This window comes from Nocardioides gansuensis (genome assembly GCF_003076135.1).
Classification (GTDB): Bacteria; Actinomycetota; Actinomycetes; order Propionibacteriales; family Nocardioidaceae; genus Nocardioides; species Nocardioides gansuensis.
In genome coordinates, this window is sequence record NZ_QDGZ01000016.1 from 12525 (window position 1) to 32348 (window position 19824).

At 71.7% G+C, this 19824-nt stretch carries 18 protein-coding genes; 13 read left to right on the plus strand and 5 right to left on the minus strand.

The window, feature by feature from the left end:
* Positions 1-46: 46 nt before the first annotated feature.
* Genes DDE18_RS21955 through DDE18_RS21965 form a run of 3 tightly spaced genes read left to right on the plus strand, consistent with a single transcriptional unit; the run spans position 47 to position 3822 of the window.
* A complete protein-coding gene (locus DDE18_RS21955; RefSeq protein WP_211754704.1) occupies positions 47-1846 on the plus strand; it encodes an acetyl/propionyl/methylcrotonyl-CoA carboxylase subunit alpha in 1800 nt (599 codons plus the stop codon).
* Positions 1847-1876: 30 nt separating this feature from the next.
* A complete protein-coding gene (locus DDE18_RS21960; protein ID WP_245916939.1) occupies positions 1877-2359 on the plus strand; it encodes a PH domain-containing protein in 483 nt (160 codons plus the stop codon).
* The gene (locus tag DDE18_RS21965) at positions 2356-3822 is read left to right on the plus strand and encodes a PH domain-containing protein (RefSeq protein WP_116574567.1); all 1467 of its coding nucleotides are present in this window, start codon (positions 2356-2358) and stop codon (positions 3820-3822) included. Before DDE18_RS21960 ends, DDE18_RS21965 begins: the two co-directional genes overlap by 4 nt.
* On the opposite strand, the gene DDE18_RS21970 is transcribed toward DDE18_RS21965, so the two are convergent.
* Positions 3800-4456: a TetR/AcrR family transcriptional regulator gene (locus DDE18_RS21970; RefSeq protein ID WP_116574568.1), complete on the minus strand. Its 657-nt coding sequence runs from the start codon at positions 4454-4456 to the stop codon at positions 3800-3802. The genes DDE18_RS21965 and DDE18_RS21970 overlap by 23 nt on opposite strands.
* A gap of 63 nt (positions 4457-4519) precedes the next feature.
* Between DDE18_RS21970 and DDE18_RS21975 the strand changes: the two genes are divergently transcribed.
* Both DDE18_RS21975 and DDE18_RS21980 read left to right on the plus strand, forming a co-directional pair.
* Positions 4520-5572: an NAD(P)-dependent alcohol dehydrogenase gene (locus tag DDE18_RS21975; RefSeq protein WP_245916940.1), complete on the plus strand. Its 1053-nt coding sequence runs from the start codon at positions 4520-4522 to the stop codon at positions 5570-5572.
* Positions 5573-5628: 56 nt separating this feature from the next.
* Positions 5629-9009 carry a pyruvate carboxylase gene (locus DDE18_RS21980; RefSeq protein ID WP_116574569.1) on the plus strand — a complete coding sequence of 1127 codons (3381 nt, stop codon included), beginning with the start codon at positions 5629-5631 and terminating at the stop codon, positions 9007-9009.
* On the opposite strand, the gene DDE18_RS21985 is transcribed toward DDE18_RS21980, so the two are convergent.
* The 3 genes from DDE18_RS21985 to lpdA are packed head-to-tail and all read right to left on the minus strand — an operon-like array spanning position 9006 to position 13039.
* Positions 9006-10223 carry a SpoIID/LytB domain-containing protein gene (locus DDE18_RS21985; protein WP_116574570.1) on the minus strand — a complete coding sequence of 406 codons (1218 nt, stop codon included), beginning with the start codon at positions 10221-10223 and terminating at the stop codon, positions 9006-9008. The genes DDE18_RS21980 and DDE18_RS21985 overlap by 4 nt on opposite strands.
* Positions 10224-10236: 13 nt before the next feature.
* Positions 10237-11634 carry an NAD(P)H-quinone dehydrogenase gene (locus DDE18_RS21990; protein WP_116574571.1) on the minus strand — a complete coding sequence of 466 codons (1398 nt, stop codon included), beginning with the start codon at positions 11632-11634 and terminating at the stop codon, positions 10237-10239.
* A gap of 1 nt (position 11635) precedes the next feature.
* The gene (lpdA, locus tag DDE18_RS21995; RefSeq protein WP_116574572.1) at positions 11636-13039 is read right to left on the minus strand and encodes a dihydrolipoyl dehydrogenase; all 1404 of its coding nucleotides are present in this window, start codon (positions 13037-13039) and stop codon (positions 11636-11638) included.
* Positions 13040-13073: 34 nt separating this feature from the next.
* Here lpdA and DDE18_RS22000 point away from each other — a divergent pair, with 34 nt between their 5' ends.
* Genes DDE18_RS22000 through DDE18_RS22025 form a run of 6 tightly spaced genes read left to right on the plus strand, consistent with a single transcriptional unit; the run spans position 13074 to position 18042 of the window.
* Entirely contained in the window at positions 13074-13526 is a 453-nt protein-coding gene (locus DDE18_RS22000; RefSeq protein ID WP_116574573.1) for a gamma-glutamylcyclotransferase, read from the plus strand.
* Positions 13527-13571: 45 nt separating this feature from the next.
* Positions 13572-14954, plus strand: a complete 1383-nt coding sequence (locus DDE18_RS22005) for a YncE family protein (RefSeq protein WP_116574574.1) — start codon at positions 13572-13574, stop codon at positions 14952-14954.
* A 19-nt stretch (positions 14955-14973) separates the two neighbouring features.
* On the plus strand, positions 14974-15789 hold the full coding sequence (locus DDE18_RS22010; protein WP_116574575.1) for a purine-nucleoside phosphorylase: 816 nt from the start codon (positions 14974-14976) through the stop codon (positions 15787-15789).
* Complete coding sequence (locus DDE18_RS22015; RefSeq protein ID WP_116574576.1) at positions 15789-16592, plus strand: NAD-dependent epimerase/dehydratase family protein; 804 nt, start codon at positions 15789-15791, stop codon at positions 16590-16592. Before DDE18_RS22010 ends, DDE18_RS22015 begins: the two co-directional genes overlap by 1 nt.
* Positions 16593-16640: 48 nt before the next feature.
* The gene (locus tag DDE18_RS22020; RefSeq protein ID WP_245916941.1) at positions 16641-17015 is read left to right on the plus strand and encodes a MerR family transcriptional regulator; all 375 of its coding nucleotides are present in this window, start codon (positions 16641-16643) and stop codon (positions 17013-17015) included.
* Between the two features lie 34 nt (positions 17016-17049).
* Positions 17050-18042: an aldo/keto reductase gene (locus DDE18_RS22025; protein WP_116574578.1), complete on the plus strand. Its 993-nt coding sequence runs from the start codon at positions 17050-17052 to the stop codon at positions 18040-18042.
* A 7-nt stretch (positions 18043-18049) separates the two neighbouring features.
* On the opposite strand, the gene DDE18_RS22030 is transcribed toward DDE18_RS22025, so the two are convergent.
* The gene (locus DDE18_RS22030) at positions 18050-18469 is read right to left on the minus strand and encodes a MarR family winged helix-turn-helix transcriptional regulator (RefSeq protein WP_116574579.1); all 420 of its coding nucleotides are present in this window, start codon (positions 18467-18469) and stop codon (positions 18050-18052) included.
* A 100-nt stretch (positions 18470-18569) separates the two neighbouring features.
* Between DDE18_RS22030 and DDE18_RS22035 the strand changes: the two genes are divergently transcribed.
* Together DDE18_RS22035 and DDE18_RS24135 are read left to right on the plus strand one after the other, a co-directional pair.
* Positions 18570-18995: a DUF6069 family protein gene (locus DDE18_RS22035; RefSeq protein WP_116574580.1), complete on the plus strand. Its 426-nt coding sequence runs from the start codon at positions 18570-18572 to the stop codon at positions 18993-18995.
* 539 nt (positions 18996-19534) lie between these two features.
* On the plus strand, positions 19535-19669 hold the full coding sequence (locus DDE18_RS24135) for a hypothetical protein (protein ID WP_281258428.1): 135 nt from the start codon (positions 19535-19537) through the stop codon (positions 19667-19669).
* Positions 19670-19824: the final 155 nt, after the last annotated feature.

Consider the following 19824-nt stretch of genomic DNA (forward strand, 5'->3'; position numbering starts at 1 on the left):
TGCCCAACGACGTCGGCATCAGGACGGCAGAGACCAGGAGATTTTCGTGCCCGAGACGCAGGGATTGAAGAAGGTCCTCATCGCCAACCGGGGCGAGATCGCGGTGCGGGTGATCCGTGCCTGCAGGGACGCCGGGATCGGCAGCGTGGCGGTCTACGCCGAGCCGGACCGGGACGCCCTGTTCGTGCGGCTGGCCGACGAGGCCCACAGCCTGGGCGGTGCGACGCCCGCGGAGTCCTACCTGTCGATCGAGAAGATCATCGACGTCGCCAAGCGCGCCGGCGCCGACTCGGTGCACCCGGGCTACGGGTTCCTGGCCGAGAACGCCGGCTTCGCCCAGGCCGTCCTGGACGCCGGGCTGGTCTGGATCGGCCCGCCGCCGGCGGCGATCGACGCGCTGGGCGACAAGGTCAAGGCCCGGCACATCGCCGAGAAGGTGGGCGCCCCGCTCGCGCCGGGCACCCAGGACCCGGTCGAGAGCGCCGACGAGGTGGTGAGGTTCGCCGAGGAGGTCGGCCTGCCGATCGCGATCAAGGCCGCCTTCGGCGGCGGCGGTCGCGGCCTGAAGGTGGCCCGCCGGATGGAGGAGGTCGCCGACCTCTACGACTCGGCGGTCCGGGAGGCGGTCACCGCGTTCGGCCGCGGCGAGTGCTTCGTGGAGAAGTTCCTCGACCGGCCGCGGCACGTCGAGACCCAGTGCCTGGCCGACCAGCACGGCAACGTGGTGGTGGTCTCCACCCGGGACTGCTCGTTGCAGCGTCGCCACCAGAAGCTGGTCGAGGAGGCGCCCGCGCCGTTCCTCACCGACGACCAGGTCACCCGGCTCTACGAGTCGTCCAAGGCGATCCTCGCCGAGGCCGGCTACGTCGGCGCCGGCACGTGCGAGTTCCTGGTCGGCCGCGACGGCACGATCTCCTTCCTCGAGGTCAACACCCGCCTCCAGGTCGAGCACTGCGTCTCCGAGGAGGTCACCGGCATCGACCTGGTCCGCGAGATGTTCCGGATCGCCGCGGGCGAGGAGCTCGGCTACGGCGACCCGGAGATCCGCGGCCACTCGATCGAGTTCCGCATCAACGCCGAGGACGGCGGCCGCAACTTCATGCCCGCGCCGGGCACCCTGACCGAGTGGGCGCCGCCGCAGGGCCCCGGCGTCCGCGTCGACGGCGGCTATGAGAAGGGCGAGACCATCCCGGGCTCGTTCGACTCCCTGATCGCCAAGCTGATCGTCACCGGCCGCGACCGCACCCAGGCGCTCGAGCGCTCGCGCCGCGCGCTGGCCGAGTTCCGGGTCGACGGGATGCCCACCGTCATCCCCTTCCACCAGTCGGTCGTGGATGACCCGGCCTACGTCGGTGCCTCGACGCCCTCGGGCGAGGGCGAGTTCAGCGTCTACACCACCTGGATCGAGACCGAGTTCGACAACCAGATCCAGCCCTACGCCGGCGAGGTCGGCGAGCCCGACGACGCCGGACTCGGAGGGGCCGAGCGGCAGAAGGTGACCGTCGAGGTCGGCGGCCGGCGCCTCGAGGTCGTGCTCCCCGCCGGCCTCGGCGGGCTCGCCGCCGGCGGTGGCGCCGGGGCCGCGAGGAAGCCCAAGCGGGCGGCCAAGAAGGCCGGCGCCGCGGCCTCGGGCGACGCGGTCACCTCCCCGATGCAGGGCACCATCGTCAAGGTCGCCGTCACCGAGGGCCAGGAGGTCGCCGAGGGCGACGTCGTGGTCGTGCTCGAGGCGATGAAGATGGAGCAGCCCCTCAAGGCCCACAAGTCCGGCACGGTCACCGCACTGAAGGCCGAGGTCGGTGAGACCGTCACCAACGGCGCCGTCATCTGCGAGCTCAAGGACTGACCTTCCCACCGTGCCCCTAGTGTCGGGAGCGTGACCGACCTGCGCGACCCGGCTCACCGGGTCAGCCCGAGGGCACGGACGATGTGGCTGGTCGAGTGCGCCGCCAGGTCCGGCGTCCTCGTCGTCGGCCTGTTCGTCACCACCGGCCTCTGGGACTGGCTGCCAGCGCGCTGGTGGGCGGTCGGCGCGGCGCTGGTGCTGGCGGCGGGGTACGTCGCGCTCGTGCCGCTGTGGCGCTTTGCGGTGCACCGTTGGGAGGTCACCGAGACCGCCGTCTACACCCAGCGTGGCTGGTGGACGCGCGAGCGCCGGATCGCGCCGATGTCCCGCGTGCAGACGGTCGACCTCACCCAGGGCGTGCTGGCTCGCGCGTTCGGCCTGGCGAGCGTCACCGTGACCACCGCCTCGGCGGCCGGACCGCTGCGCATCGAGGGCCTCGACCGCGTGGTCGCGCTCCGGCTCGTGGACGACCTGACCAGCAAGGCCGGTCTGGTCGAGGGCGACGCGACATGACCGACCTGGGCCCGGAGCCATGGTTGAGGCTGGACCCGCGGATGCTGCTCGTCCACCCGGTCAGGGAGGTCGTCCGGTTCCTCCCCGCACTGGTCGGCCTCCTCGTGGCCGGCGGCGCGTCCGGCGCCGGGGCGTGGACCCTGCTCGGCGTGGTCGTGCCCGTCGGACTCGGCGTGGTCCGCTACCTGACGACGAGCTATCGGATCGCGGCCGGCCGGGTGGAGCTCCGGCGCGGCCTGCTGCGCCGCCACACCCTGTCCACCCCGATCGACCGGGTCCGGACCGTCGACCTGTCCGCGACCCTCGTCCATCGCGTCCTCGGCCTGTCCACCGTCGTCCTCGGCACCGGCAGTGTCTCCGCCGACGCGGACGAACGGCTCGAGCTCGACGCCCTCCCGCAACCGCAGGCGGTGGCTCTGCGCGGCCAGCTCCTCCAGGCGGGGAGGTCGACGGAGTCTGCGTCCGATGGAACGCCGGCGACGGCGTTACCGTCCCGCACGGTCGCGCGGTTCGAGCCCCGGTGGCTCTGGTACGCGCCCTTCACCGGCGCCGGCCTGGTGGCCGCCGCCGCACTGATCGGTGCACTGGCCCAGGGCATGGAGATGTTCGACCTGAGGGTCGCGCTCTCCGAGGAGGATGTCTCCACTGTCACTGGAGCAGTCGCCGTCACTGCGCTCCTGACCGTGCTGGTGCTCTCTGCGGCGCTCGCCGTGATCGGCTACCTCGTCCTCAACTGGGGCTTCACGCTCAGCCAGGAGGGCGGCGCCTGGCACGTCCGGCGTGGCCTGCTCACCACCCGCGAGACCAGCCTGGACGAGGCCCGCGTCGCAGGCGTCGCCCGCGGCGAGCCGGCCGCACTGCGTCTCGCCCGGGGCGCCCGGTTGTCCGCCATCGCCACCGGCCTGGAACGCTCGCGGGAGCGGTCGATCCTGGTGCCACCAGCGCCGGCCGGCATCGTCGCGGTGGCGGCGTCGGAGGTCCTCGGCACGGCGGCACCGATGCACGCGCCGCTGCGGCCCCACGGACGCGCGGCTGTACGACGTCGCTACACCCGTGCGCTGACGGGCTCCGTGCCTTTCGTGATCGGCACCGCCGGGGCCGTCGCCGCGGGCGCGTCGGTCTGGTGGCTGCTCGTCGCGGTGGTCGCCGTGTGCGTTGCCCTCGGTCTCGCGCGGGACCGCGCCCTGGCACTCGGGCACTGCCTGGTCGACGGCTTCGTGGTCACCCGATCGGGTTCGCTGCTGCGGCAGCGGGACGCCCTGGCCACCGGGCACGTCATCGGCTGGACGTTCCGCGACTCCTGGTTCCAGCGCCGGGTCGGCCTCCTCACGCTCGAGGCCACCACCGCCGGCGGCAGGGGCCGCGTCGGCGTCCCGGACGTGCCGGCGGCCGAGGCCATCGAGCTCGCCGACGCGTGCGTGCCAGGACTGGTCTCGCAGTTCACGGCGCCCAGCCGGTCGTGAGACGCCCGGCGAGGGCGTCGAGGATGAGGTCGAGCCCGAACTCGAACTCGTCGCCGAAGTCGTAGCCGGGCTTCATCACGTGCTCGGCGGCGAGCTCGACGAGGTGGGGATACTGCCCGGTCGCAAACTGCTCGACGATCGCTCCCGCCATATCGGCGACGTCGTCGGGGCCGGAGAACGGCAGCCCGGCCTCCTGCAGCGCGAACCCGTAGACATAGCTGTCGAGCAGGGCGTAGGCGTGCGCCGTCAGCTCGACGGAGAACCCACCGGCGCGCAGGGTGCCGAGCGTGGCGTCGTGGTGGGCGAGCGTGGCCGGACCCGGCGAGGTCCGCGACTCCAGGAGCCCGATCGCCCAGGTGTGCCGGGCCAGGGCCGCACGAGCGGAGAGGGCGCGGCGGCGCATCTCCGCGCGCCACTCGCCGCCGACGACCGGCAGCTCGATCTCGTCGAAGACCAGGTCGACGATGCCGTCGAGGATCTCGTCCTTGTTCGCGACGTGGTGGTAGACCGACATCGGCTTGACCCCGAGCTCCTGCGCCAGCGAGCGGATCGTCAGCCCGGTCAGCCCACCTGCGTCGGCCACGGCCATCGCGCCCCGCAGCACGCGTTCCCGGGTGAGCGGTGTACGAACCATACTTTGTACGATAACCTGTCGTACTAAGTACGGCGGGACTGACCCGCCGTCGGAGGGACAGTCATGAGCGCCGCCACCACACCCGCCCCCCAGACCTTCAGCACGACCGGCAGCACGGCCGGCAGCACCGACGCCACGCGCATGCGAGCCGTGGTCCAGGACTCCTACGGAGGCGCCGAGGTGCTGGTCCCGTCGGACGTCCCGGTCCCGGCGATCGCCCCGGACGAAGTCCTCCTCCGCGTGCACGCCGCGGGGCTCGACCGCGGCACATGGCACCTGATGTCGGGCCGGCCGCGACTGCTCCGCATCATGGGCTTCGGGCTCCGGCGGCCGAAGCAGCGCATTGCCGGGATCGACGCGTGCGGCACGGTCGTGGAAGTCGGCGCCCGCGTCACCCGCTTCGCCGTCGGCGACGAGGTCTACGGCATCGCCCGTGGCTCCTTCGCGGAGTACGCCGCGGCCCGCGAACGCAAGCTGGCCCGCAAGCCGGCCGACCTGACCGCCGAGCAGGCCGCTGTCGTGCCCGTCTCCGGCCTGACGGCGCTGCAGGCGGTCCTCGACGCGGGCCGGCTCCGCGCCGGGCAGTCCGTCCTGGTCATCGGGGCGTCGGGCGGCGTCGGGTCCTACGCCGTGCAGGTGGCCAAGGCCGCCGGCGGCGAGGTCACCGGCGTCGCGAGCAACCCCAAGCTGCCGATGCTGCGCTCGCTGGGCGCCGACCACGTGATCGACTACGAGCGCGAGGACTTCGCCGACGGGCAGCACCGCTACGACCTGATCATCGACATCGCCGGCAACTCGCCGATACCCCGGCTGCGCCGTGCGCTCACGCGCACCGGCACCCTGGTCATCGTCGGCGGCGAAGGCGGCGGGGAATGGACGGGCGGCTTCGGCCGGTCGCTGCGCGCGGCGGCACTCTCGCCCTGGGTACGACACAGGCTCGCCATGCTGGTGAGCAAGGAGAGCGGCCGCGACCTCGAGCGCCTGACCGCGCTCATCGAGGCCGGGTCCGTCAGGCCCCACCTCGACAGCGCCTTCACCCTGGAGCAGGTGCCGGAGGCGATGCGCCGGCTCGGGTCCGGCGAGGTCCGCGGCAAGGTCGGCATCCGGATCGCCTGATGTCGCTGTATGGACCAGAAGCAAAGGGTTCCCTCAGGCGCCGTTAGCGTGTGCCCATGTTCAACAAGGTGCTCGTCGCCAACCGTGGCGAGATCGCGATCCGGGCCTTCCGCGCTGCGTACGAGATCGGTGCGCGCACGGTGGCCGTCTTCCCGCACGAGGACCGGTGGTCGGAGCACCGGCTGAAGGCCGACGAGGCCTATGAGATCGGCGAGCGCGGGCACCCCGTGCGCGCCTACCTCGACCCCGACGCGATCGTCGCGGTCGCCCTCAAGGCGGGCGCGGACGCCGTCTACCCCGGCTACGGATTCCTGTCGGAGAACCCGGCCCTCGCCGAGGCGTGCGCCACCGCCGGCATCACCTTCATCGGCCCGACCGCCGACGTGCTCACGCTCACCGGCAACAAGGCCCGCGCGATCGCGGCCGCCAAGGCCGCCGGGGTGCCGACGCTGAAGTCCGTCGACCCCGGCACCGACGTCGACGCCCTCGTGGCCGCCGCGGAGGACATCCCCGCTCCCCTCTTCGTCAAGGCCGTCGCCGGCGGCGGCGGCCGCGGCATGCGCCGGGTCGACGACCGCGCGCAGCTGCGCGAGGCGATCGAGACCTGCATGCGCGAGGCCGAGGGCGCCTTCGGCGACCCGACCGTCTTCATCGAGCAGGCCGTCGTGGACCCGCGGCACATCGAGGTGCAGATCCTCGCCGATGCCGAGGGCAACGTGATGCACCTCTTCGAGCGCGACTGCTCGGTGCAGCGGCGCCACCAGAAGGTCGTCGAGATCGCTCCGGCGCCCAACCTCGACCCCGCGATCCGCGAGTCGATGTGCGCCGACGCGGTGCGCTTCGCCCGGGAGATCGGCTATCGCAACGCCGGCACCGTGGAGTTCCTGCTCGATCCTCACGGCAACTACGTCTTCATCGAGATGAACCCGCGGATCCAGGTCGAGCACACCGTGACCGAGGAGGTCACCGACGTCGACCTGGTCCAGTCGCAGATGCTGATCGCGTCGGGCTCCACGCTCGCCGACCTCGGCCTCTCACAGGAGACCGTGACGCTGCGGGGCGCCGCGCTCCAGTGCCGCATCACCACGGAGGACCCGGCCAACGGCTTCCGGCCCGACACGGGCAAGATCACGACGTACCGCTCCCCCGGCGGAGCCGGCGTCCGCGTCGATGGCGGCACCACCTACACCGGCGCGGAGGTGAGCGCCCACTTCGACTCGATGCTGGCCAAGCTCACCTGCCGCGGCCGCACGTTCGACAAGGCGGTCGAGAAGGCCCGGCGCGCGGTGGCCGAGTTCCGCATCCGCGGCGTCGCCACCAACATCGCCTTCCTCCAGGCCGTCCTCGACGACCCCGACTTCGCCGCGGGCCGGGTGACCACCTCCTTCATCGAGGACCACCCGCACCTGCTGACCGCCCGCGCGTCCGGCGACCGCGGCTCCAAGCTGCTCAGCTACCTCGCCGACGTAACCGTCAACCAGCCGCACGGGCCCGCGCCCGTCAAGGTCGACCCGGTCAGCAAGCTGCCGTCGATCAACCTCGGCGTCCCCGCTCCGGACGGCACCCGCCAGCTGCTGCTGAAGGTCGGGCCCGAGGAGTTCGCGCGCAGGCTGCGTGAGCAGGAGCAGGTCGCGGTCACCGACACGACCTTCCGCGACGCCCACCAGTCGCTGCTGGCCACCCGGGTCCGGACCCGAGACCTGCTCGCCGTCGCCGGCCACGTCGCGCGCACGACGCCGCAGCTTTGGTCGCTCGAGTGCTGGGGCGGTGCGACGTACGACGTGGCGCTGCGCTTCCTCTCCGAGGACCCCTGGGAGCGGCTGGCCAGGCTGCGCCAGGCGGTGCCCAACATCTGCCTCCAGATGCTGCTGCGCGGTCGCAACACGGTCGGCTACACGCCGTACCCCACCGCCGTCACGCAGGCCTTCGTCGAGGAGGCGGCGGCCACGGGCATCGACGTCTTCCGGATCTTCGACGCCCTCAACGATGTCGAGCAGATGCGGCCCGCGATCGCGGCCGTGCGCGCGACCGGGACGACCGTCGCGGAGGTGGCCCTCTGCTACACCGGCGACCTGTCGTCGCCAGACGAGAAGCTCTACACGCTCGACTACTACCTCCGGCTCGCCGAGCAGATCGTCGACGCCGGCGCCCACGTGATCGCGATCAAGGACATGGCCGGTCTCCTGCGCGCCCCGGCCGCCCGCACGCTGGTCACCGCGCTCCGCGAGCGCTTCGACCTGCCGGTGCACCTGCACACCCACGACACGCCCGGCGGCCAGCTCGCGACCCTGCTCGCGGCGATCGAGTCGGGCGTCGACGCGGTCGACGCGGCGTGCGCCGCGATGGCCGGCACCACGTCCCAGCCGCCGCTCTCCGCGCTGGTCTCGGCGACCGACCACTCCGCGCGCGAGACCGGCCTCTCGCTGGCCCACGTCAACGCGCTGGAGCCCTACTGGGAGGCCACCCGCCGGGTCTACGCGCCCTTCGAGTCGGGCCTGCCCGCTCCCACCGGCCGCGTCTACCGCCACGAGATCCCCGGTGGCCAGCTGTCCAACCTGCGTCAGCAGGCGATCGCCCTGGGCCTCGGTGAGAAGTTCGAGCAGGTCGAGGACATGTATGCCGCGGCCAACGACATCCTCGGCAACGTCGTCAAGGTGACGCCGTCGTCCAAGGTCGTCGGCGACCTCGCGCTCCACCTCGTCGCCGTCGGCGCCGACCCCCGCGAGTTCGAGGAGAACCCCGCCAAGTTCGACATCCCCGACTCGGTGATCGGCTTCCTCAACGGCGAGCTCGGCGACCCGCCCGGCGGCTGGCCCGAGCCGTTCCGCACCAAGGCGCTCGAGGGCCGCACCTGGAAGCAGCCGGCCGCCGAGCTCACGCCCGAGCAGGAGGCCGGCCTGGAAAGCGACCGCCGGGCCACGCTCAACGAGCTGCTGTTCCCCGGCCCGACGCGGGAGTTCCGCGAGACGCGGCAGACGTACGGCGACCTGTCGGTGCTGCCGACGATCGACTACCTCTACGGCATGCGCCGTGGCGAGGAGCACGTCGTCGACCTCGACGAGGGCAAGCGGGTGATCATCGGGCTTGAGGCGATCAGCGAGCCCGACGAGCGCGGCTTCCGGTCGGTGATGGCGACCATCAACGGGCACCTCAGGCCGGTCAACATCCGCGACCGCAACGTCGCCTCCGCGGTGGTGGCCGCCGAGAAGGCGGACACCTCCAGGCCCGGCCACGTGGCCGCGCCGTTCGACGGCGTCGTCACCATCTCGGTGGCCGAGGGCGACCAGGTGGAGGCCGGCCAGACGGTGGCCACGATCGAGGCGATGAAGATGGAGGCCTCGATCACGGCTCCGACCGCCGGCACCGTGGAGCGGATCGCCGTCCCCGGCACCCAGGCCGTCGAGGGTGGCGACCTGGTGCTGGTGCTGAAGACCTAGCGCGCGCGGGCGGTCGTGGGGGTCACCGTGAAGGTGAACCACGACGACTTCAGGCCCAGCAGCTCACGCAGCCGGTCACCGTCGAGCGTGGCGACGCCGGTCGTCCCGACGAGCTGGAGGTCGCCGACCCGGCCGCCCCACTCGCCGTTGCCGTCCCGGGTGACGACGTCGATGCGGGTGAGGTCGCCGATCGCCGGGTAGTGCTTCTCCAGCGCCACGTCGTCGACGGCGTGCGTCCAGGTGTGGTGGACGTTCTCGGGCGGCACGGCGTCGTAGGGGTCCGCCCTGTCCACCAGGAAGGGCTGCGAGCCGGCCGACGTCCAGCCGCCGTTGCTCGCGGAGAACTGGGTGAACGCGGGCCGGCCGTCCCACAGCAGGCCCTGCTTCGCGGTGTCCTTGATCGCCTGGGTCGACGACGGGTGCTCGGCGTCGTAGCCGCCGTACACCTGGCAGTGCGACGTGTCGCAGAGGTCGTAGTGGTGCGCGCTCGGGTGGGAGCGCTCGGCGGCGGCGTAGGTGCGGGCGGCGACCGACTGGGCCCGGACCGCGTCGGCGCTCCACAGCGCCGGCATCTCGAGCGGCACGACGCCCTGGAGGTACTTCTCCAGGCTCAGCACGTTGACCGTGTCGCGGGCCGCGCTGCCCGGGGAGGGCGACAGCGACCGCAGCTTGCCCCGGTAGGACGCCTTGTCGCCCGGCTTCACCAGCGTCAGGATGCCGTCGCGCGACTGGAGCTCGCCCTCGCCGCGGAAGGTCTTCCAGGTGCGCCAGCCGCCGGCCTTCCACTGCACCTGTGTGCGGCCGCCGGAGACGCCGACGAGCCGCCAGCGGGTGGTGCGCTTCGCCGGGACGGTCCAGGTACGCCGCGACGCGAGGCTGCGGACCTTGAGCCCGGCCTCGTTGACCACCTGGACGTCGCTGCTCGTGTCGCCGCTGATCAGCACCTTGACCTGGCCGCCGAGGGAGGACCAGGTGGTGCCCGGGTAGTAGAACTCGATGATCTGCCGCCAGGTCAGTCCGGACCGCGCGGCTCCGAGCGCGCCGTACTGCGAGAGCCCGTGGCCGTGGCCGTAGCCGTGGCCGGTCAGCGTGATCGCCGACGGGCCCGCGACGGCATAGCTCTCGACCTTGCGGTCGGCCTGCGCCGCGGGCGCCACGCCCACCACGGACAGCAGCATGGCGAGCAGGACAGGTGCGGTGGTTCCCCGAGACATGCCCGCCAGTGTGTCAGACCCGGTGCAACCGCCGGGCGGCCTCGGCGATGGAGCCGCTCATCGAGGGATAGACCGTGAACGCCTGGGCCAGCTGGTCGGCCGTGAGCGACTCCGCGACCGCGATGGAGACCGGGTGGATCAGCTCGGAGGCCCGCGGCCCGACGACCACCCCTCCCACCACGATGCCGGTGCCCGGACGGATGAAGAGCTTGACGAAGCCGTCGCGGACCCCCTGCATCTTGGCGCGCGCGTTGCCGGCCAGCGGCAGGGTGACCACCTCCGCCACGATCTCGCCGGCATCGACCGCCTGCTGCGACCAGCCGACCGTGGCGATCTCAGGCGCCGTGAAGACGTTGGAGGAGACCTTCTTGAGGTCGAGCGGCGCGACGGCGTCGCCGAGGAAGTGCCACATCGCGATCCGGCCCTGCATGGCGGCGACCGAGGCGAGCATCAGCACGCCGGTGCAGTCGCCGGCCGCGTAGACGCCGCGCGCCGACGTACGGGACACGCGGTCGACCCTGACGAAGCCGCCGTCGTCGGTCTCGACGCCCGCCTTGTCGAGGCCCAGGTCTGCGGTGTTGGGCACCGAGCCGAGCGCGAGGATGCAATGGGTGCCCTCCACGGTGCGGCCGTCGGTGAGCGTGACGGTGACGGTGTCGCCGGCGCGGATCACCGACTGCATCCGGGAGTTGCCCATCACGTGCATGCCCTTGCGGGTGGCGACCTCCTCGAGCACGGCGCTCGCGTCGGCGTCCTCGCCGGGCAGCACCCGGTCGCGGCTGCTCACCAGGGTCACGTCGATGCCGAGCGCGAGGTAGGCGCTGGCGAACTCGGCGCCGGTGACGCCGGAGCCGACCACGATCAGCCGCTCGGGCACCTCGGTGAGGTCGTAGACCTGCTCCCAGGTCAGGATGCGCTCACCGTCGGGCACCGCGGAGTCGAGCACGCGCGGTGCCGCGCCGGTGGCCAGCAGGATCGCGTCGGCCTGCAGCGTCTCCTCGCCGCCGTCGGGGAGCGAGGCGACGACCGTCATGTCACCGCCGAGCCGGCCCCGCCCGCGCAGCACCCGCACGCCGTCGCGCTGGAGACGGGCGGCGATGTCGGCGGACTGGTCGGCGGCGAGCTGCTTGACCCGCGCGTTGACCCGCCCCAGGTCCACCCGCAGGGTGGTGGCCGCGTCGCCCTGGTGGTCGGTGAAGTCGATGCCCAGCTCGGCGGAGTCGGACACCTCCGTCATCAGCTCGGCGGTGGCGATCAGCGTCTTGGAGGGGACGCAGTCGGTGAGCACCGCCGAGCCGCCGATGCCGTCGGTGTCGACGACCGTGACCTCGGCCCCGAGCTGGGCGGCGACGTGGGCAGCCTCGTAGCCGCCCGGGCCGCCGCCGATGATGACGACGCGGTCCCTGGCCATGTCAGAAGTTGATCATGTGGCCGGCGATGCCGTGGACGGCTTCCTTGACCGCCTCCGACAGCGTCGGGTGGGCGAAGACGTTGCGCGCCACCTCGTCGGCCGTCAGGTCCCACTGCTGAGCCAGCGTCAGCACCGGCAGCATCTCGGTGACGTCCGGACCGATCATGTGCGCGCCGAGGATCTCGTTGTACTTGGCGTCGGCGACGACCTTGACGAAGCCGACGGCCTCGCCGAGGCCCTGCGCCTTGCCGTTGGCGCTGAAGGGGAACGTCGCCGTCTTGACGTCGTAGCCCTTCTCCTTGGCCTGCGCCTCGCTGTAGCCGAACGAGCCGATCTGGGGCTGGCAGTAGGTCGCCCGCGGGATCATGTCGTAGTCGACCGGCATGGTCTCGGCGCCGGCGATCGTCTCCGCGGCCACGATGCCCATCGCCTCGGCGGCGTGGGCGAGCATCATCTTGCCGGTGCAGTCGCCGATGGCGTAGACGCCCTCGACGTTGGTGCGGCAGTGGTCGTCGATCGCGACGGCGCCGCGCTCGGTGAGCTGGACGCCGGCGTTCTCGAGGCCGTAGCCATCGACGCGCGGGGCGAAGCCGAAGGCAGCGAGGAACTTGCCGGCCTCCAGCACCTGCTCCTCGCCCCCGGCCGCGGGGGCGACGGTGACGCGCACGCCCGAGCCGGTGTCCTCGACGCCCTTGACGGCGGTGGACAGCAGGACGTTGACGCCGAGCTTCTTGTAGTGCTTGAGCAGCTCCTTGGACACGTCGGCGTCCTCGGTGGGCACCATCCGGTCGAGGAACTCCACGATCGTCACGTCGACGCCGAAGTTCTTCATCACGTAGGCGAACTCGACGCCGATCGCGCCGGAGCCACCGATGATGATCGACTCCGGGAGCTGGTCGGTGAGGATCTGCTCCTCGTAGGTGACGACGTTCTGGCTCAGCGCGACGCCGGGCACCAGGCGGACGGTCGCGCCCGTGGCGATGATGAGGTTGTCGAAGGTGTAGGAGGTCGTGGCGCCGTCCTTGCCCTTCACGTCGATCGCCTTCGGGCCGCTGAGCGTGCCCCAGCCGTCGATCTCGGTGATCTTGTTCTTCTTCATCAGGAAGTGGACGCCCTTGACGATGCCGGCGCTCACCTGGCGGGAGCGCCGGTGCGTCGGGCCGAACGACATCGTGGCGTCGCCCTCGATGCCGAACTTCTCCTTCTCGTGCGCGAGCGTGTGCGCGAGCTCGGCGTTCTTCAGCAGGGCCTTGGACGGGATGCACCCGACGTTGAGGCAGACACCTCCCCAGTACTTATCCTCCACGACTGCGACCGACTGGCCGAGCTGTGCTGCGCGAATGGCGGCGACGTAGCCTCCGGGACCGGCGCCGAGGACGAGGGTGTTGAAGTGCGTTTCGCTCACGGGGCCACCCTAGTGCCTCGCTACCCTTCATCTCATGCCGCTCTATGCCGCCTACGGGACGAACCTCGACCCCGCGCGCATGAGCGAGCGCTGTCCACACTCCCCGCTGCACACGACCGGCTGGCTGACCGGCTGGCGGCTGACGTTCGGCGGTGAGGAGCACGGCTGGGACGGGGCACTGGCCACCATCGTCGAGGACCCGCTCGAGCAGGTCTTCGTCGCGGTCTACGACGTGACCCCCGAGGACGAGAAGCTCCTCGACACCTGGGACTCCGCAGACACGGGCCTCTACCGCAAGACCAAGGTGCGGGTCTCGACCCTGACCGGCGAGCTGCTCGTGTGGACCTACGTCCTCGACGCCTATGAGGGCGGCCTGCCCAGCGCGTCCTACCTCGGCGTGCTGGCCGACGCAGCCGAGGCCGCCGACGCCCCGGCCGACTACGTCGCGGCGCTGCGTCGCCGTGCCTGCCGCTCGACGGGCTTGTGACGCCCCGACCGGTGACTCACGGGCCGGTACGCCGTTGAGGCGGGCATGCGTGCCCTGATCCTCGGCCTGGCTGGACTCCTCACCGGCTCGACGCTCGTCCTCGCCCCCACGTCGTACGACGCTCCCGCGGCGGCCACGCAGTCGTCGGACCCGAGCCCGCGGCTGCGCAGCGTGATGTTCGTGGGCAACAACTGGGCCGGCACGGCCACGGTCGTCGACGCCGACACGCTGAAGGTGCTCAGGCGCGGCATCGACCTGGTCCCCGACAAGGCCGAGGAGCTCGCGGCGATCCACGGCAACCCCGCGGACCTGGCTCTCTACCTCGCGATCCAGCAGGGGCCGGGCGAGGGGCACGACCAGTACGTCGACGACATGTTCACGACCCGGGACGGCAGGCACCTCGCCGTCTCGCGGCCGAGCTTCGCCGACGTGGTCTGGATCGACATCGCCAAGGCGTCCGCGGATGAGCCCGGGGCGATCGTGCGCGAGCAGCAGATGGACGGCAACCGCACCGACCACATGGGCCTGTCCCCCGACGGCCGGCGGCTGCTCGTGAGCGACTCGACCGCACGCCAGGTCATCGAGTACTCCATGGTCGACGAGACGCTCCGCGACGGGACCCGCGTGCGGATGGGTGACCGGCTGCGCACCTTCGAGTCGGGCGAGACGCCGCACGAGAGCAACTACTCCAGGGACGGCCGGAAGATCTACCACGCCTCGATCGGACGGGTGTACCTCCCGGGCGACCAGGGCACGGCCGTCGAGGAGCCGGTCAAGGGCGACCGCTGGTTCCAGGTCGTGCGCACCCGCGACTTCGAGGTCGCGCGCCGCTGGGACATGGGCAAGGAGCTCGCGGAGGCCGGCTACCCCGGGGTGAGCTCGGCCGTGCGGCCGATGGCCGTCCCGCCGGGCTCGAGGGACGTCTACTTCCAGGTCTCGTACTTCCACGGCTTCGTCGAGTTCGACCGCTTTGCGCCCGATGTCAACGGCGCCGTCGACTACACCTCCGGTGGGATGCCCGAGCCGCGCCGGGGTGCGGTGAAGCGGGTCATCCCGCTGCCCGACCGGGTGCCGGACCTGCCGCGGGAGCAGTACGTCAACGACTCCGCCCACCACGGGCTGTCCATCGACGCCGACGGCACCACCCTGTGCGTCGCCGGCACGATGGACGACTACGCGGCGCTGGTGGACCGGCGTACGACGAGGCGCACGATGTTCGACGAGCAGACGACCGGCCACACCTACCTCAAGCCCTACTGGACGACCGAGGGACCGCACGACACCTGCTGGATCTCGCTGAGCGGGTCGGACGCCGTGGCCGTGCTCGACGTGCACGCGAGGAAGGAGCTCGCCTACCTCGAGGTGGGCGACCACCCGCAGCGGGTGCGGCACGGGGTCGTGAAGGAGAAGGTGGTCCGCGGCTGGTGAGCGCGTAGGCTCGCGGGTCGTGACGACCGACTCCACCACCGCAGCCGACACCGCTGTCCTGGCCCAGCAGGCCGCCGCGGGGCTCGCCGAGCTCACCGGCGTCGAGAAGCACGACGTCGCCCTGGTGCTCGGCTCCGGCTGGCTTCCCGCCGTCGACGCGCTCGGCGAGGCCACCGCCGAGATCGCGACCACCGACCTGCCCGGCTTCCACGCCGCCGGCGTCGCCGGACACAGCGGCCGGATCCGGTCGATCCGTTCCGGCGACCGCCACCTCCTCGTCTTCCTCTCCCGCACGCACTTCTACGAGGGGAAGGGAGTCGCCGCCGTCGTGCACCCGGTCCGCACCGCGGCCGCCGCCGGCTGCCGCGCGATCGTGCTGACCAACGGCTGCGGCGGGCTCAAGGAGACCTGGCAGCCTGGCCAGCCGGTGCTGATCTCCGACCACATCAACCTCACGGCGACCAGCCCGATCGCCGGCGCCAACTTCGTCGACCTCACCGACCTCTACAGCCCGCGGCTGCGCGCCATGTGCAAGGAGGTCGACCCGACCCTCGACGAGGGCGTCTACGTCCAGTTCCCCGGCCCCCACTACGAGACGCCCGCCGAGATCGGCATGGTGCGGGCGATCGGCGGCCACCTCGTCGGCATGAGCACCACCCTCGAGGCGATCGCCGCTCGCGAGGCCGGCCTGGAGGTGCTCGGCATCAGCCTGGTCACCAACCTCGCCGCCGGCATCAGCGGCGAGCCGCTCAACCACGAGGAGGTCCTCGAGGCGGGCAGGGCCGCCGCCAGCCGGATGGGCGCCCTCCTGGGCCAGATCGTCCGGCGGATCTGATGCGCGTCCTGGTCACCGGCGCCGCCGGCAGCATCGGCCGCGTCGTCACCGTCGGGCTCGAGGGCCTGGGCCACGAGGTCGTCGGCCTCGACCTGGTGCCCGAGCCTGAGGGGTTCACGGGCGCCTGGCACACCGCCGACTGCACCGACCCGGACGCAGTCGAGGCCGCCTTCGCCGCCCAGCCCCTCGACGCCGTCGTACACCTCGCGGGCCACCCCAGCGAGGCCGACCTGCCGACCAGCCTGGCCTCGCACGTCTTCACCACCGGCGCCCTGCTGGACGCGATGGTGCGGCACGGCGTGGACCGGATCGTCTACGCCTCGTCCAACCACGCGGTCGGGAGGACGCCGCGGCCCGCCAACCCGCAGGCCCTCGTCTCCGACGACGCCCTCCCCCGGCCCGACACGTTCTACGGCGTCGGCAAGATCGCCGCCGAGGCGCTGCTGCAGCTGCATGCCGACCGCTACGGCATCGACGCGGTCGCCTGCCGGATCGGGAGCTTCCTCGAGCAGCCGACGTCGACCCGGGCACTGTCCACCTGGCTCTCCCACGGCGACGCGGTGCGCATGTTCGAGGCGGCGCTCACCGCGCCGTCGCCGGGCTACGCCGTGCTCTACGGCATCTCCGCCAACACCCGCGCCTGGTGGGATCTCGAGCCCGGCCGCCGGCTGGGCTACGAGCCGCAGGACGACGCCGAGGCTTTCGCCGGCGAGGTGGAGCCGCGGCCCGAGGACGAGGCGGAAGCGGCGTACGTCGGTGGGCCGTTCGCGCTCGAGGAGTTCTACCGTCCCGGGCTCGGTTGACCCCGCCCCGGTTGACTTCGAGTGCACTCGCAGTCGGAGACTGGGCGGGTGACCACGCTGACCATCGCCGAGGCCGCCGAGCGGACGGGCCTCACGGCGCACACCCTCCGCTACTACGAGCGGGACGGGCTGATGCTCGATCAAGTCGAGCGGGCGGCGTCCGGCCACCGGCGCTACTCCGACCGCGACGTCGCCTGGATCGAGCTGATCACCCGGTTGCGCGCGACCGGCATGCCGATCCGCGACGTACGCCGGTATGCCGCGCTCGTCCGGGAGGGCGCCGGGAACGAGGCCGAGCGCCTGGCGCTGCTCCTCTCGCACCGCGAGCTGGTGGAGCGGAAGCTGGCCGAGGTGACGGCCCACCTGCGAGCGATCGACCACAAGATCGCGCTCTACGAGAGCAAGGTCGAGGGGACCGCTTGACTTCGAGCGCGCTCCAAGGAGTTCGCTGGCGGACATGACGAACACACACCGCACCCTCGGCACCACGTCCGCCCTGACCGTGAGCCCCCTCGGCCTCGGCTGCATGGGGATGTCGGAGTTCTACGGCAGCCCCGACGAGGCCGGCGGCATCGCGACCATCCAGCGGGCCCTCGACCTCGGCGTCACCTTCCTCGACACCGCGGACATGTACGGCCCGTTCACCAACGAGCAGCTCGTCGGGCGCGCCATCGCCGGCCGCCGCGACGAGGTGCAGCTCGCGACGAAGTTCGGCAACGAGCGACGTCCCGACGGGACTCGCGTCGGCATCAACGGCCGCCCCGACTACGTCCGCGCGGCCTGCGACGCCTCGCTGCAGCGGCTCGGGGTGGACCACATCGACCTCTACTACCAGCACCGCGTGGACCGCACCGTCCCGATCGAGGAGACCGTCGGCGCGATGGCGGAGCTCGTCGCCGCCGGCAAGGTCCGCCACCTCGGGCTCTCGGAGGCCGCGGCAGGCACGATCCGCCGCGCCCACGCCGTCCACCCGATCACGGCCCTGCAGACGGAGTACTCGCTCTTCACCCGCGATCTCGAGGACGAGGTCCTGCCGACCATCCGGGAGCTGGGCATCGGCCTGGTGCCCTACTCCCCGCTCGGCCGCGGCATCCTGACCGGCGCCCTGCGGCCCGGCAGCCTGCCGGCGGACGACGCGCGCGCCACGGCGTACTTCCCCCGCCTCAACGGCGAGGGCCTCGAGGCCAACCTCGCGCTGGTCGACCGGGTCGCCGCCCTCGCGGACGCGAAGGGCTGCACGCCAGGTCAGCTCGCGCTCGCCTGGGTGCTGGCCCAGGGCGACGACGTGGTGCCGATCCCCGGCACGAAGCGGGTGGCCTATCTGGAGGAGAACGTCGGCGCGCTCGCCGTCGACCTGTTCGCCCAGGACCTCGCCGAGCTCGACGCCGCAGTGCCACGCGGGGCCGTGGTGGGCGAGCGGTATGGCGACATGTCGCACATCGACGCGTAGGTCGCCGTCACTCCCCCAGCATCTTGTCGAGGAGCGCTGCCAGCTGCCGCCGCTCCGCGGCGGTCAGGCGGTCGGACGGGGAAGGCGAGCGCGTCACGTGCTCGCCGACCTCGCGCCTGACCCGCTCGCCCTCCTCGGTGAGACGCAGCAGACGGACCCGGCGGTCCTCGCCCTGCACGCGCTCGACGAGCCCCTGGGCCTCGAGGCGGTCGGCGATCCCCGTCAGGTTGGACGCGTCGCAGGAGAGGTGGTCAGAGAGCGCTCTCATCGGTGACGGCTCCTCCAGGAAGAACAGGGCCCGGGCCTGGGCAGGGGTGAGCCCGTGCTCGGCGACCGCCTCGGCGAAGGCCGCCTTCGCCATCTCGCTGAGTCGGAACAGCCGCTGGGTGAGGGCGTGTGCCTCGGTGAGGGCGCGCGCGGAGGCCATGCGTGCATTCTACTCGGGCACGTCAATAGTTGACTTCTACCAGCATCTGTCTACGCTGGAAGTTACTTGAGGCATACCACTATTGATGAGGAAAACCATCATGTCCATCACCACCCTTGCTCCCGCCCGCACTCGATCCGCCGCCGCGCGGGCGACGGGAGTGGCCCTCGCCGCTGCCGTGCTCGGCAATCTGGTCGTCTGGGGGGCAGCTCGCCTCCTCGGCGCCGACTTCCACGTCGTGCGGCCGGACGGCGCGGCCTTCACCGTCGGCGCCGGACCGGTCGTCGTGTTCACCGTCGGCAGCATCGTCGTCGGGGGCCTGGCGCTGGTCGTCGCGTCCCGGCTCAGCACTCGCGCGTGGTCCGCGCTGGCCTGGCTCGGCCTGGCGATCGGCATCCTCACCGTGCCGATGCCGTTCACCGTGACCGCAGACCTCGACACCCAGCTGGCCCTCGTCGTGATGCACCTGCTGACGGGGCTCGCCTGGTTCGTCGCCCTGCGGCGCGGCGTGACCCGGCCCGAGTGACGAAGGGCCACGCCGGCAGGTAGTCGTACGTGCGTCAGGCACGACGATGCTCACCTGTCAGCCGAACCGGGGCTTTGATTGGGCCAAGTCAACGTCCTCGAACATTGCCTGCCTCAGATCCACTGCTCTGAGCGCTTCCGAATCTGGAGGCGACGGGCGAGGATCCCCGAACAAGCCTTGGGACGGCTCGACGAGAATTGAGCCAGGAGCTCCGGCGGGAGGCGCTCGTAGTCACCGGCGCCATGCTCGAATGAACTTCGCCCGCTTCGTCAGGTTGTTTGCATCCACGCAGACAGAGCCGGCCTGTTCATGAACCTGGCCGGATCAAGACCCCCCGTCCCGATAGCGGGGGGTCTCAGCCCGCAGGTTGGAATGATCCTGCGTTGCGGTCCTCGGAGATTGACGCCCGCCAGCCGTCTGCTTCTCATCGCAGGCAATGGGGTTTGCCATCTGTTCTTGCCTGAACTTTACACAACGGGTCACATTCGGGCGGGTTATTTGCGAAGATTCTCGAGAAGTTCAAACCCGAGGAGACAGACATGCTCAACATCAAGAAGACCATCATCGCTTTCGCCATCGCGCTCATGGCCACCGTGGGCACCGTCGGCACCGTGGCCCCGGCCGAGGCCGGCGGCGCCAAGACGAGCAGGGTCGGCGACGGTTGGTGCTGCTGACCCTTCGATCAGCCCTGTTCGATCAGGCCTGATCGACCTGCGCGGTCACGCGGTACGCGACGACTCGGTCAGCCGTGCCTCGACCCGGCTGCCCGGGCGAGCCCGCACGCCCGCGGACGCCGCCGCGTTGCGGTAGGCGTCTCGCGCAGCGTCGG

What these genes read in the sequence shown, in the direction of transcription:
- DDE18_RS21965 (WP_116574567.1), top strand. Translation starts at nt 2,356, where the DNA reads ATGACCGACCTGGGCCCGGAGCCATGGTTGAGGCTGGACCCGCGGATG.
- DDE18_RS21970 (WP_116574568.1), bottom strand. Translation starts at nt 4,456, where the DNA reads ATGGTTCGTACACCGCTCACCCGGGAACGCGTGCTGCGGGGCGCGATG.
- DDE18_RS21975 (WP_245916940.1), top strand. Translation starts at nt 4,520, where the DNA reads ATGAGCGCCGCCACCACACCCGCCCCCCAGACCTTCAGCACGACCGGC.
- DDE18_RS21980 (WP_116574569.1), top strand. Translation starts at nt 5,629, where the DNA reads ATGTTCAACAAGGTGCTCGTCGCCAACCGTGGCGAGATCGCGATCCGG.
- DDE18_RS21985 (WP_116574570.1), bottom strand. Translation starts at nt 10,223, where the DNA reads ATGTCTCGGGGAACCACCGCACCTGTCCTGCTCGCCATGCTGCTGTCC.
- DDE18_RS21990 (WP_116574571.1), bottom strand. Translation starts at nt 11,634, where the DNA reads ATGGCCAGGGACCGCGTCGTCATCATCGGCGGCGGCCCGGGCGGCTAC.
- DDE18_RS22000 (WP_116574573.1), top strand. Translation starts at nt 13,074, where the DNA reads ATGCCGCTCTATGCCGCCTACGGGACGAACCTCGACCCCGCGCGCATG.
- DDE18_RS22005 (WP_116574574.1), top strand. Translation starts at nt 13,572, where the DNA reads ATGCGTGCCCTGATCCTCGGCCTGGCTGGACTCCTCACCGGCTCGACG.
- DDE18_RS22015 (WP_116574576.1), top strand. Translation starts at nt 15,789, where the DNA reads ATGCGCGTCCTGGTCACCGGCGCCGCCGGCAGCATCGGCCGCGTCGTC.
- DDE18_RS22025 (WP_116574578.1), top strand. Translation starts at nt 17,050, where the DNA reads ATGACGAACACACACCGCACCCTCGGCACCACGTCCGCCCTGACCGTG.
- DDE18_RS22030 (WP_116574579.1), bottom strand. Translation starts at nt 18,469, where the DNA reads ATGGCCTCCGCGCGCGCCCTCACCGAGGCACACGCCCTCACCCAGCGG.
- DDE18_RS22035 (WP_116574580.1), top strand. Translation starts at nt 18,570, where the DNA reads ATGTCCATCACCACCCTTGCTCCCGCCCGCACTCGATCCGCCGCCGCG.
- DDE18_RS24135 (WP_281258428.1), top strand. Translation starts at nt 19,535, where the DNA reads ATGCTCAACATCAAGAAGACCATCATCGCTTTCGCCATCGCGCTCATG.